Source organism: Cellulomonas sp. NTE-D12 (assembly GCF_027923705.1).
Lineage (GTDB): Bacteria > Actinomycetota > Actinomycetes > Actinomycetales > Cellulomonadaceae > Cellulomonas.
This window is the reverse complement of sequence record NZ_AP026442.1, coordinates 256,760-269,165: the sequence shown is the minus strand read 5'-3', so window position 1 is coordinate 269,165 and position 12,406 is coordinate 256,760. Positions and strand designations below refer to the sequence as shown.

The following is a 12,406-nucleotide window of genomic DNA, read 5'->3' as shown; positions in this document are numbered from 1 at the left end:
CCGCACGCCCCGCACGGCACCCCGGCAGCCGACCTACCGTGGACGCCATGGCCACCCTCACCGAGCTGATCGACGTGCTGGCCGGCCACCGCCTGGTGGTGCTGACCGGCGCGGGCGTGTCCACCGACTCGGGCATCCCCGACTACCGCGGTCCCGACTCCCCGCCGCGCAACCCGATGACGTACCAGCAGTTCGTCGGCGACCCACGGTTCCGGCGGCACTACTGGGCGCGGAACCAGGTGGGCTGGCGGCACGTGCACCGCACCGAGCCGAACGCCGGTCACCGCGCGCTCGTGGACCTCGAGCGGCGCGGGATCGTCGCCGGCGTCATTACCCAGAACGTCGACCTGCTGCACCGCCAGGCCGGCTCGCAGACGGTGATCGACCTGCACGGCAGCTACGACCGCGTCGTCTGCCTGCGCTGCGGCACCCGGTACACGCGCCAGCAGGTGGCGGACCGGCTCGACCAGCTCAACCCCGGCTTCGTCGAGAGCGTCACCGAGGTGGCCGACGTCGAGATCGCGCCCGATGCCGACGCGGTGGTGCAGCAGACCGAGCACTTCGTCGTCGCCGACTGCTGGGCGCCGGACCCCGAGGGTGGCCCCGACCCGTGCGGCGGCATCCTCAAGCCGGACATCGTCTACTTCGGCGAGACGGTGCCGCGCGAGCGGGTGGAGCGGGCGTTCGCCCTGGTCGACGAGGCGGACGCGATGCTGGTCGCCGGCTCGTCGCTCGCCGTGCAGTCGGGCCTGCGGTTCGTGCGGCACGCCGCCGCGGCGGCCAAGCCGATCGCCGTCGTCAACCGCGGCGAGACCCGCGGCGACCGCTACGCCGCCGTCACGCTGCACGCGGGCACCTCGGAGACACTGGCCGAGCTTGCCCGCCGGCTCCCGATGCGCTGACGGCCGATCACTCCGGCGTGCGCTGCACCTCGAAGAACCGCTGCAGCAGCACCGCCGACTCCTCCGCCCGCACGCCGCCCACCACCTCCACGTGGTGCATCGCGCGCCGGTCCCGCAGCACGTCCCACTGCGACCCGACCGCCCCCGCCTTGGGGTCCCACGCGCCGAACACCACGCGCTGCACGCGCGCCAGGATCGCCGCCCCCGCGCACATCAGGCACGGCTCCAGGGTGACGACGAGCGTGCAGTCGTCCAGCCGCCACCGCCCCAGGTTCGCCGCGGCGTCCCGCAGGGCCACCACCTCGGCGTGCGCCGTCGGGTCCTGCTCGTCCTCCCGGAGGTTGTGGCCCCAGCCGACCACGTGCGCCCCCGGTGCGACCACCACGGCGCCCACCGGCACGTCCCCGGTCAGCACCGCCCGCCGTGCCTCGTCGAGCGCGATCCCCATCGCCCACGCATCCACCGGCTGCACCGGCCGCCCGGCCTCGGGGGACGTCATGCCCGTCATCCTGCCCCAGCGACGCCCCTAGGCTTGGGCTATGCGCCTGCACGTCGCCGACCACCCGCTCGTCGCCCACAAGCTGTCGATCCTGCGGGACCAGGCGACCCCGTCGCCCACGTTCCGCCTGCTGGTGGACGAGCTGGTGACCCTCCTGGCGTACGAGGCGACACGGGACGTGCACACCGAGCAGGTGGAGATCACCACGCCGGTCGCGCGCACCACGGCCACCAAGCTGGCCGACCCCCGGCCGATCGTCATCCCGATCCTGCGCGCCGGACTCGGCATGCTCGAGGGCATGACGCGGCTGCTGCCCACCGCCGAGGTCGGGTTCCTCGGCCTGCGCCGCGACGAGCAGACCCTCGAGGCGATCACGTACGCCAACCGGCTGCCGGAGGACCTCTCGGGCCGGCAGGTGTTCCTGCTCGACCCGATGCTCGCCACCGGCGGCACCCTGGTCGCCTCGATGCAGTACGTGTTCGACCGCGGTGCGCTCGACGTGACGGCCGTCTGCCTGATCGCGGCCCCCGAGGGGCTCGCCACCGTGGAGAAGTACGTCGGCGACCGCGCCGACGTGCAGGTGGTGGTCGCGGCCGTCGACGAGCGGTTGAACGAGAAGGCGTACATCGTGCCGGGTCTGGGCGACGCCGGCGACCGCCTGTACGGCATCGTCTGACGCCGCCGCGACGGCGCTCCCGCAGCGTCGTCACCTGGCTGCGACCCCTCGAACGGTCGCCGTCGCCGCGTCTGCACCGCGCTGAGGTGCGCGTTGACGTGACCACCGTCACGCCCGCTGCCTGAGACTCCCGCGCATATCCCTTGGTCGGGGCCGCGCGCCCGTGTGAGCATCGACCCATGACTCCGGTGGCTCGTTATCGACGTACCGCTCCGGTACGTCGATCGACGTGCTGGCAGACGTGTTCGCGCTGACCGCGCACCCGTCCACCCTCACCCCACCCCGGAGACCCCTCATGTCCGCGCACCCCCGTCCGTCCGCACCCGAGCAGCCGACCTCCCGGGTGCTCCGCGCCCTGCGCGCCGTGCCGGATCCCGCCACAGAGCCGCCGGCCCCCGAGGCGCGTCGCGGCCTGGTGCTGCACGTGCTGCTGTCCGAGGAGTCGGCGGCCGTCAGCGGGACGGAGCTTGCCGAGGTGGCCGAGCTGCTGCGGGAGATGGCCGAGGAGCTGCTGCCGGCGGCCGCGACCTACACGACCCTGTCGCTCGGCACCCGGTAGGGCCGGGCACCAGGGCGGCTCGGCGTCAGCGAAGCGAGCCCGCGAGGTCGGCGCGGGCTATGCGTTCGACGGGGTCACGACGACGTAGCGGAAGCCCAGCACGCCGACCGGGTGTCCCGCACTAGGGCCGAGCTGCATCGAGACGGCGCCGATGCCCGGCTTGTTGCCCTGGAGGGCGAGCCACAGCGTGGTGCCGGCTCGCGCCCCGAGACTCGGGTCGGTGCAGTGCACGGCGGTGGTGCCGCCGCCGGCCGGGGTCCGGGTGCACGTCCACGGGGCGGCCACCGAGCTGTAGGCGACGCCCGACGGCAGCAGGACGTCCACCACCGCAGGCGCGGCCGCCGTCGTCGCCGTCCCGCCCGCGTTCCGCAGCGGCACCGCTACCTCGGCGGTGCGGCCCGTGACCAGCCACAGGTCGGCGACCGGGCCGGCGGCCACCAGGTGCGCAGGCGACGGAGCGACGTGCAGCGGGACGCTCCGAGAGGCCGTCGTCAGGCCGGCGCCGCTGACCGACCACGCGAGAGAGCCGTCGCCGGCGCCGTACCCCTCGTCGACCTGGACGGTGAGCGTCAGCCGCAGCTGCGTCTGACCAGGAAGCTGCTGGAGGTTGCACTCGACGGCACCGCCGGCGGTTCCGCACAGCCAGCCCACGGCGGCCAGGGGTGCGAACCGACCGGTGACGGGCGACAGGGCGCCGGTGTCCACACCCGCCAGCGACACACCGGCCGGCAGAGCCACGGTCGCCACGAGACCGGTCGCCGTCGAGCCGCCGGTGTTCACCACGTCGACCGCCAGCGCCCCCGTGGTGCCGGCCGTCAGCGTGAAGCCGGCCGGACCTTGGACGCTGAGCAGCGCCGGCGTCGGTGCCGGGTTGGTGGTGGGCGCAGGGCTGGTGGTGGGTGCCGGGCTGGTGGTGGGTGCCGGGCCGGTGGTCGGCGTCGGACCCGTGCCGGGGTCCGTCGTGCCGGACGTGCCCGAGCTGTCGGACGTCGTCGTGCTCGAGGTGGTCGAGCCGCTGGAGCTGGTCGAGCCGCCCGACGAGCCCGCGACCAGGTCGGCGATCCCGGTGCCGGCCGCGGCGGTCGAGGTCGGGTCGGAGGACGCCGCGGGAGTGCTCCCCGTCGCCGCCGAACCGTCCGACGCCCCCGAGCCGCCCGACCCGGTGCTGCCCGTCAGATCGGTCGACGGCGACGCCGTCGTCGAGACGGCCGTGCCCTTGCCGGACGAGTCGGACGAGAGCAGCTGGACGGCGCCGACCACGCCGGCCGCCACCACCGCCACCGCCGCGATCCCGGCGACCAGCGCCGTCGGGATGCCGGCCAGCAGACCGCCCACGCCGGCGAGCGCACCGCCGACGCCCGCGGCACCCGTCGTCAGCGCACCCGCTGTCGCCGCACCGGCCGCGCCCATCCCGCCGGCCCCGCCGGCACCCGCCAGCTCGCCCGCGGCAGCTCCACCCGCCGCACCGCCCGCACCGGCACCCCCGGCACCGCCCGCCGCAGCACCGGCACCGGCGCCACCACCGGCCGCCGCGCCCGTCGGGCCCGCCGTCAGGCTCGCCACCCCGGCCGCCAGACCGCCGCCGATCGGCAGCGCGTGCCCCAGCGCCCCGAGCCCCGCAAGACCCAGCACCAGCGGAGCCACGACGCCGCGCATGCCGTGGCTGACGTCGCCCAGCTCCAGCACCAGGCCACGGCACCGGCCGCACTCGTCGAGGTGCGCCTCCACCGCCTTGGTGTCCCGCGCGCCGAGGCCGCCCCGCACGTACCCGCCGAGCTTGCCGGACACCGCACGGCAGGCCTCGGAGAGCGGCTCGTTCAGGTGCTGCTGCAGGTACGCCTGGCGCAGACCCTCCCGGGCCCGGTACGCCAGCGCGGCGGTGCTGTTGGCCGTCAGACCCAGCAGCGGCGCGATCTGCGCCGGCTGCAGCCCTTCGACCTCGCTGTGCCACAGCACGGCCTGCCACCGCTCAGGCAGCGAGGCGAAGGCCCGGGCGACCAGCCCGCGCTCGAGCCCCGCCAGCGCCGGTTCGGCGGCGTCCGCCTCCGGCAGCGCACCCGCCTCGAGCACGGCGACGTCGTCCGTCGCCTGCGTTCGGCGACCCGCGTCACGACGCACCGCGGCGACCCGGCGGACGACGGTGAACAGGTAGGCGCGGAACGCCTCGGTGGGTCCCGACCCGCGCTGCAGGGCGCCCCAGACAGCGGTGAACGCGTCCGCCACCACGTCCTCGGCGTCCGCGGCGGAGTCGGTGTGCTGGCGGGCGACCACCAGCGCGGCCCCCGCGTGCCGTTCGTAGAGCGCGCCGAAGGCGGCCGCGTCCCGCGTACGGGAGGCAGCGATCAGATCGGCATCGGACCGCAGGTCCGACCCGACCCCTACCGTGGCGCTCACGAGCGCTCCGATTCGTCCGGTATCTGCCACACCTAGGGTGCCACAGGGTCCGCCATCCGGGTGAATCACGTTTCGCCCGCTCCATCGGCATCACGACGAACCGGCTGAACCCTCTCTTCCGGCGTGACGACGGACATGGGCCCACAGGCCTTCCTCTCCGACGGCCTTCCCGGAGACGGCTCGCGCGACCCGCGGCACCGCTCCGACCCTGTGCCGGACGGACTGCGTGACCAGTGGCGGCGCAGCAGCCTGGCCTCCGTGTGGTTGCGGCCCTCCGACTGGTACCACCCCGCGGTGGACGCCCTGGCCGAGGCGGTGCTGACCGGCGGTGACCCGACGACCCCGGCGCAGGAGCTGGGCCGGGCGCGGTCGTACGACGGAATCGGCCTGGGCGAGGCGCTCGACGACCTGAGCTGCCTGTACAGCAGCATGGGCGCGCACCAGCCGCCGATGGCCGTGGTCCGCGCGTTGTGCGACGGGTGGACGGACGAGCAGGCGGGCGCGTTCGCGGCGAGCACCAGCGTGGACGCCGAGACGGGCCTGCCCACGCAGCAGTACCTGCACCTGCGGCTGACCGAGGCGTATGCCCGTGCCGAGGGCAGCCCGGGCTCGCTGACGGTGATCGACGTGGCGGCCGGGGAGGTGTCCGGCTTCCTGCGGGCGGCACGGTCCGCGGCGATGGGCGCCTCCCTCGACGCGGCGTTCGGGCCCGGGTGGCCGATGGCCAGCCTGGGCGGCGGCGTCTTCGTCGTCGTCGGCCTGCACGACGAGGACCCGGCGGACCGCATCACCGCCCTGCGGGCCGAGATCGCCCGCCGCTGCTGCGACGTCGACGTGCGCGTCGCCACCCGGTTGCCGCTGCGGGTGACGACGCATGCGCTGCCGCCGACCAGGTCCGGCGCGGAGGCGCTGCTGACGCGGCTGACCCGGCGGGACCGGTGACGCCGGTGCGTTGACCCGTTCGGGTCAACGCAGGTCAAGAACAGCCCACGTCCTGTCCATGCCCGGTCGCGTCGCAGGTCATGGGCGAGTTTTCCCGATCACGAGACAATCTCGGGATCAGCGCCTACCTTCTTCGTATGACCCCCGCCGGCCTCGCCCCGAGCGACCCCGCGGCACCGGACGCCGCGCGGGACCCGGGTGCGTCCGCCGCCGCCGTCCCCGCTCCTGCCGAGGACCCGGGAACGCCGCACGCCGCCGCGGAGGGACCCGGACCCCTGCTGACTGCCGGCTTCTCGGCGGACGTGTACGCCATCTCCGAGACCCAGGTGCTGCGCCGATACCGCTCCGGCCGTGACGCCGGTCCGGAGGCCGAGCTGATGCGGTACGCGCTCGCGCACGGCTTCCCGGTACCCAAGGCGGTGCACGTCGGCGGTCCCGACCTGGTGCTCGAGCGCCTGCACGGACCCACGCTGCTGCAGGCGCTCGCCGCCGGGGTGACGTCGCTGCACGAGGGCGCGCACATCATGACCGACCTGCACAGCAAGCTGCACCGGATCCCCGCGCCGCCCGCCTGGGCGCCGTCGTCGCCCACCGACTGGCCGCACGTCTCCGGTGGTGACGTGGTGGTCCACCTCGACCTGCACCCGGGCAACATCGTGCTGTCCGAGGCCCACGGTCCGATGCTGGTCGACTGGGCGAACGCACGGACCGGCACCGCGGAGCTCGACGTGGCGCTCAGCGCCCTGATCCTCGCCGAGGTGGCCGTCGACGCCGGCGGCGAGTACTCCGAGGCCGCGCGGGTGCTGCTCGCGGCATTCCTGGCCGGTACGCACCTGGACGTGCGGCCCGTGCTGGCCGAGGCCGCGCACGTGCGTGCCAACGACCCGGCGCTGGTGGCCGGCGAGCGGGAGCTGCTGGGCGAGGCCGTCGGGCTGGTCCGGTCCATGGAGAACGTCACCCGCGACTGACGCCGCGCGGCGCCGAGCTGGGCGCTGGGCGCTGGGCGCTGGGCGCTGGGCGCTGGGCGCTGGGCGCTGGGCGCTGGGCGCTGGGACCATCGTCCTGCGTGGCGCGAGCGGCGGGCGAGTTCGCCACCCGATCGGATGCATGGCGACCCAGCTGGCCCACGCGAGCCACTCAGACGGTGCTGCCTCCCGCCGATGGGCCGCGCGACGTCACGGCCTGGTGGACCAGTCGAAGGCGGCCGCGAAGGCGGCCGCGGCGGGGGTCACCACGGAGTACCGGAACAGCCGGCTGCTGATGGTCGTGGCGCTCGGTGCCGGGCTGACCGCCGCGGTGGCGCTCGGCCTGCTGGTGGCGCGCGGCATCGTCCGGGGCATCGGGCGCGTGCGTGCGGTGTCCACCGCGCTCGAGCACGGCGACCTGACGGTCACCGCAGCTCTGACCTCGCACGACGAGGTGGGGCAGATGGGCCATGCGCTCGACCAGGCGGTGGGGACGCTACGGACGACGCTCGGCACCATCGACGCCTCCTCGGCGTCGCTCGCCAGCGCCACCGAGCAGATGGCCGCCTCGAGCCAGCAGATCGCGTCGGCCGCCGAGGAGACGGCCGCGCAGGCTGGGGTGGTGTCGAGCTCGGCGGGCGAGGTGTCGCAGAACGTGCAGGCGGTCGCCGCCGGCGCCGAGCAGATGGGTGCCTCGATCCGCGAGATCGCGCAGAACGCCACCGAAGCGGCACGGGTCGCAGCCCAGGCGGTGTCGGCCGCTGCGGAGGCGACGGCCACGGTGTCGCGGCTCGGCGAGTCGAGCCGGGAGATCGGCAACGTCGTCAAACTGATCACCTCGATCGCGGAGCAGACCAACCTGCTGGCGCTGAACGCCACCATCGAGGCGGCCCGCGCCGGTGAGGCCGGCAAGGGGTTCGCGGTGGTCGCAGGGGAGGTCAAGGACCTCGCTCGGGAGACGGCCAAGGCCACCGAGGACATCGCCCGCCGCGTCGAGGCGATCCAGGGCGACACCGACGGTGCGGTCGCCGCCATCGGTCAGATCACGTCGGTGATCGGCGCGATCAACGACTACCAGACCACCATCGCGGCGGCCGTCGAGGAGCAGACCGCCACCACCAACGAGATCAACCGAGGCGTCACCAAGGCCGCCACCGGCGCGGGCGAGATCGCGGCGACCATCTCCGGGGTGGCCGACGCGGCCGCGGTGACCACCCAGGGGGTCGCCGAGTCGCAGGTGTCCGTCGCCGAGCTGGCCCGGATGTCCGTCGAGCTGAAGGACCTCGTCGGCCACTTCACCGTCTGACCGCCTCGGACGACAGCACTGAGGCCGGCGCCGCAGGGGGGCGCCGGCCTCAGCGAGGTGCAGAGAGGGAGCTCGAGGTCAGAACTCCCAGTCCTCGTCCTGCGTGGTCACGGCCTTGCCGATGACGTAGGACGAGCCGGAGCCGGAGAAGAAGTCGTGGTTCTCGTCGGCGTTCGGGGACAGGGCGGAGAGGATCGACGGGTTGACGTCGGTCTCGTCGCGCGGGAACAGCGCCTCGTAGCCGAGGTTCATCAGCGCCTTGTTGCCGTTGTACCGGAGGAACTTCTTCACGTCCTCGGTCAGGCCGAGCTCGTCGTACAGGTCCTGCGTGTACTCGACCTCGTTCTCGTACAGCTCGAAGAGCAGCTCGAACGTGTACTCCTTGAGCGCGGCCCGCTCGGCCTCGGTGACCTGCTCGAGGCCCTTCTGGTACTTGTAGCCGATGTAGTACCCGTGCACGGCCTCGTCACGGATGATCAGGCGGATCAGGTCGGCCGTGTTGGTCAGCTTGGCGCGCGACGCCCAGTACATCGGGGCGTAGAACCCCGAGTAGAACAGGAACGACTCGAGCATGGTGCTCGCGACCTTGCGCTTGAGCGGCTCGTCACCCCGGTAGTACTGCAGCACGATCTCGGCCTTGCGCTGCAGGTTCGCGTTCTCCTCGCTCCACCGGAACGCCTCGTCGATCTCCGGCGTGGAGATCAGCGTGGAGAAGATGGACGAGTAGCTCTTCGCGTGCACCGACTCCATGAACGCGATGTTCGTGTAGACGGCCTCCTCGTGCGGGGTCAGCGCATCCGGGATCAGGCTGACGGCGCCGACCGTGCCCTGGATGGTGTCCAGCAGCGTGAGGCCGGTGAACACGCGGGTGGTCATCGTCTTCTCGGCCTCGGTCAGCGTGGCCCAGCTCTGGATGTCGTTGGACACCGGGACCTTCTCCGGCAGCCAGAAGTTGCCGGTGAGGCGGTCCCAGACCTCGGCGTCCTTGTCGTCCTCGAGACGGTTCCAGTTGATCGCCTGGACGCGGTCGATGAGCTTGAGCTTCGGGGGGGTCATCGTGCTTCCTCGTCGTTCGTCGTGAAGGGCGTCCGCGTCACAGCATGCAGCTGACGCAGCCGTCCACCTCGGTGCCCTCCAGCGCCAGCTGGCGCAGACGGACGTAGTAGATCGTCTTGATGCCCTTGCGCCAGGCGTAGATCTGCGCCTTGTTCAGGTCGCGGGTGGTGGCCGTGTCCTTGAAGAACAGGGTCAGCGACAGGCCCTGGTCCACGTGCTGGGTGGCCTCGGCGTAGGTGTCGATGATCTTCTCGGGACCGATCTCGTACGCATCCTGGTAGTACTCCAGGTTGTCGTTCGTCATGAACGGCGCCGGGTAGTAGACGCGGCCGATCTTGCCTTCCTTGCGGATCTCGATCTTGCTGGCGATCGGGTGGATCGAGCTGGTCGAGTGGTTGATGTAGCTGATCGAGCCGGTCGGCGGCACCGCCTGCAGGTTCTGGTTGTACAGCCCGTGCTCGGCGACCGACGCGGCCAGTGCCCGCCAGTCGTCCTGCGTCGGGATGTGGATGCCGGCGTCGGCGAACAGCGCGGCGACCCGCTCGGTCCGCGGCGCCCACTCCTTCTCGACGTACTTGGTGAAGTACTCACCGGACGCGTACTTCGAGTCGGCGAACCCCTCGAACGCGCTCCCCCGCTCGATCGCGAGCTGGTTGGACGCGCGGATCGCGTGGTAGGCGACCGTGTAGAAGTAGATGTTGGTGAAGTCGAGACCCTCTGGGGACCCGTAGAAGATCCGCTCGCGCGCCAGGTACCCGTGCAGGTTCATCTGCCCGAGGCCGATGGCGTGGCCGCCGGCGTTGCCCTTCTTCACGGACGGGACGGACTCGATGTCGGTCTGGTCCGACACCGCGGTCAGCGCCCGGATCGCCGTCTCCACGGTCTTGCCGAGGTCCGGCGAGTCCATGGTCAGCGCGATGTTCAGCGAGCCCAGGTTGCAGGAGATGTCCTTGCCCACCGTCTTGTACGAGAGGTCCTCGTTGTACTCCGAGGGCGTGGAGACCTGCAGGATCTCCGAGCAGAGGTTGGACATGGTGATCTTGCCCTTGATCGGGTTCGCCTTGTTCACCGTGTCCTCGAACACGATGTACGGGTAGCCCGACTCGAACTGGATCTCCGCGAGGCGCTGGAAGAACTCACGGGCGCTGATCTTGGACTTGCGGATCCGCGCGTCGTCGACCATCTCGTGGTACTTCTCGGTCACATTGATGTCCGCGAACGGCACGCCGTACACGCGCTCCACGTCGTACGGGGAGAACAGGTACATCGGCTCGTTCTTGCGGGCCAGCTCGAACGTGATGTCCGGGATGACCACACCCAGGGAGAGGGTCTTGATGCGGACCTTCTCGTCCGCGTTCTCCCGCTTGGTGTCCAGGAACCGGTAGATGTCCGGGTGGTGCGCGTGCAGGTACACCGCACCGGCGCCCTGGCGGGCGCCGAGCTGGTTGGCGTAGCTGAACGAGTCCTCGAGCAGCTTCATCACGGGGATGACGCCGGAGCTCTGGTTCTCGATGTGCTTGATCGGCGCGCCGTGCTCGCGGATGTTGCTCAGCAGCAGCGCCACGCCGCCGCCCCGCTTGGACAGCTGCAGCGCGGAGTTGATGCCGCGCGCGATGGACTCCATGTTGTCCTCGATGCGCAGCAGGAAGCAGCTGACGGGCTCGCCGCGCTGCGCCTTGCCGAGGTTGAGGAACGTCGGCGTCGCCGGCTGGAACCGGCCCGACACCATCTCGTCGACCAGGGACACCGCGAAGTCGGTGTCACCGTCGGCCAGGGCGAGGGCGACCATGCAGACGCGGTCCTCGAACCGCTCGAGGTAGCGCTTCCCGTCGAACGTCTTCAGCGTGTACGACGTGTAGTACTTGAACGCGCCGAGGAACGTGGAGAACCGGAACTTCTTGGAGTAGGCGTACTCGAACAACGTCTTGAGGAAGGCGCGGTCGTACTTCGCCAGCACCGCCGGGTCGTAGTACTTGTTCTCGACGAGGTAGTCGAGCTTCTCGTCCAGGTCGTGGAAGAACACCGTGTTCTGGTTGACGTGCTGCAGGAAGTACTCCCGAGCCGCCTCACGGTCCTTGTCGAACTGGATCTTCCCGTCCGCGTCGTACAGGTTGAGCATCGCGTTCAGGGCGTGGTAGTCCAGCCCCGTCGCGCTCACGCGGGAATCTGTCGCCGTCGCTGCCAAAACCGCCCCAATCCTTCGCGGACGCGAGTCACGTCCTCTGCTGTTCCCATGAGCTCGAACCCGTACAGGTAGGGGACGTCGCACTTGGCGGCGACGACCTTCCCCGCCTTGCAGTAGGCCGAGCCGAAGTTCGTGTTGCCGGCCGCGATCACGCCGCGGATCAGCGCACGGTTGCCCTCGTCGTTGAGGAACTTGACCACCTGGCGGGGCACCGCCCCGCCCTCGTTGCCGCCCCCGTAGGTGGGGACGACGAGCACATAGGGCTCCTGCACGTGCAGGAACCCGTCGGTGGGCCGCAACGGGATGCGCTCCGCCGCGAGGCCCACCTTGTCGACGAACCGACGGGTGTTCTCGGAGACCGACGAGAAGTACACCAACGAGCCCATGGCGCACCCCCTCCCCGGTTCCGACCTGCGGTCGCGCCGCCGCCGGGGACACGGATGCCCGGCGGTCCAGTTGTGATCAGCGCGTCCCCGGATCAGCGGGGACGGTGCCCTCCGGGCCGGCACGGTGTGGTCCAGCGCCGGCCCGGGGCGTCCGTCGGACGAGCGCTCCGGCTCGGGGCCGGCGCTCGCCGAGCCTCGTCAGGCGACGGCAGTCGCCATGCGCTCTGCGAGCGCCTTGATGCGGTCCGGGCGGTAGCCCGACCAGTGCTCGCCGCCGGCCATGACGACCGGGGCCTGCAGGTGACCGAGGGACATCACGTAGTCGCGGGCGTCCGCGTCCTCGCTGATGTCGACCACCGTGTAGTCGTAGCCGAGCTTGTCCAGGGCGCGGTAGGTGGCGCTGCACTGCACGCACGACGGCTTGCTGTAGACCGTGATCGTCATCCGTGGCTCCCCAGTGATCCTGCTGCTCTGCTTCGTCTCGTCGCTCCCGGCACGTGCTGCCGAGCGCCCCGACGTCGGCGGGCGACCCGCTG

At 71.9% G+C, this 12,406-nt stretch carries 12 protein-coding genes; 6 read left to right on the top strand and 6 right to left on the bottom strand.

Annotated features, from left to right (window positions below; translation table 11 throughout):
- Positions 1-47: 47 nt before the first annotated feature.
- Positions 48-902: a Sir2 family NAD-dependent protein deacetylase gene (locus QMF98_RS01180; protein ID WP_337974274.1), complete on the top strand. Its 855-nt coding sequence runs from the start codon at positions 48-50 to the stop codon at positions 900-902.
- Between the two features lie 7 nt (positions 903-909).
- Here QMF98_RS01180 and QMF98_RS01175 read toward each other — a convergent pair whose 3' ends face one another.
- Positions 910-1,410, bottom strand: coding sequence for a nucleoside deaminase (locus QMF98_RS01175; protein ID WP_490715632.1), 501 nt, complete (start codon positions 1,408-1,410; stop codon positions 910-912).
- A 31-nt stretch (positions 1,411-1,441) separates the two neighbouring features.
- Here QMF98_RS01175 and upp point away from each other — a divergent pair, with 31 nt between their 5' ends.
- A complete protein-coding gene (upp, locus tag QMF98_RS01170) occupies positions 1,442-2,077 on the top strand; it encodes a uracil phosphoribosyltransferase (RefSeq protein WP_263732284.1) in 636 nt (211 codons plus the stop codon).
- A 295-nt stretch (positions 2,078-2,372) separates the two neighbouring features.
- Positions 2,373-2,636: a hypothetical protein gene (locus QMF98_RS01165; RefSeq protein ID WP_263732285.1), complete on the top strand. Its 264-nt coding sequence runs from the start codon at positions 2,373-2,375 to the stop codon at positions 2,634-2,636.
- A gap of 57 nt (positions 2,637-2,693) precedes the next feature.
- On the opposite strand, the gene QMF98_RS01160 is transcribed toward QMF98_RS01165, so the two are convergent.
- Complete coding sequence (locus QMF98_RS01160) at positions 2,694-5,030, bottom strand: sigma-70 family RNA polymerase sigma factor (protein WP_337974273.1); 2,337 nt, start codon at positions 5,028-5,030, stop codon at positions 2,694-2,696.
- A gap of 123 nt (positions 5,031-5,153) precedes the next feature.
- Here QMF98_RS01160 and QMF98_RS01155 point away from each other — a divergent pair, with 123 nt between their 5' ends.
- The 3 genes from QMF98_RS01155 to QMF98_RS01145 all read left to right on the top strand — a co-directional run bounded on the left by QMF98_RS01155 (position 5,154) and on the right by QMF98_RS01145 (position 8,243).
- On the top strand, positions 5,154-5,972 hold the full coding sequence (locus QMF98_RS01155) for a hypothetical protein (protein ID WP_337974272.1): 819 nt from the start codon (positions 5,154-5,156) through the stop codon (positions 5,970-5,972).
- A gap of 137 nt (positions 5,973-6,109) precedes the next feature.
- On the top strand, positions 6,110-6,940 hold the full coding sequence (locus QMF98_RS01150) for a phosphotransferase (RefSeq protein WP_337974271.1): 831 nt from the start codon (positions 6,110-6,112) through the stop codon (positions 6,938-6,940).
- Between the two features lie 139 nt (positions 6,941-7,079).
- Positions 7,080-8,243 (top strand): methyl-accepting chemotaxis protein, encoded by a 1,164-nt coding sequence (locus tag QMF98_RS01145; RefSeq protein ID WP_348773389.1) that lies wholly within the window; start codon positions 7,080-7,082, stop codon positions 8,241-8,243.
- Positions 8,244-8,321: 78 nt separating this feature from the next.
- Here the strand turns inward: QMF98_RS01145 and nrdF are convergent, their stop codons facing one another.
- The 4 genes from nrdF to nrdH all read right to left on the bottom strand — a co-directional run bounded on the left by nrdF (position 8,322) and on the right by nrdH (position 12,314).
- Entirely contained in the window at positions 8,322-9,299 is a 978-nt protein-coding gene (nrdF, locus tag QMF98_RS01140; RefSeq protein ID WP_291760907.1) for a class 1b ribonucleoside-diphosphate reductase subunit beta, read from the bottom strand.
- Positions 9,300-9,336: 37 nt separating this feature from the next.
- Complete coding sequence (nrdE, locus tag QMF98_RS01135; RefSeq protein WP_337974270.1) at positions 9,337-11,484, bottom strand: class 1b ribonucleoside-diphosphate reductase subunit alpha; 2,148 nt, start codon at positions 11,482-11,484, stop codon at positions 9,337-9,339.
- On the bottom strand, positions 11,454-11,870 hold the full coding sequence (gene nrdI, locus QMF98_RS01130) for a class Ib ribonucleoside-diphosphate reductase assembly flavoprotein NrdI (protein ID WP_263732056.1): 417 nt from the start codon (positions 11,868-11,870) through the stop codon (positions 11,454-11,456). Before nrdI ends, nrdE begins: the two co-directional genes overlap by 31 nt.
- A 198-nt stretch (positions 11,871-12,068) precedes the next feature.
- Positions 12,069-12,314 (bottom strand): glutaredoxin-like protein NrdH, encoded by a 246-nt coding sequence (nrdH, locus tag QMF98_RS01125; RefSeq protein ID WP_291760899.1) that lies wholly within the window; start codon positions 12,312-12,314, stop codon positions 12,069-12,071.
- Positions 12,315-12,406: the final 92 nt, after the last annotated feature.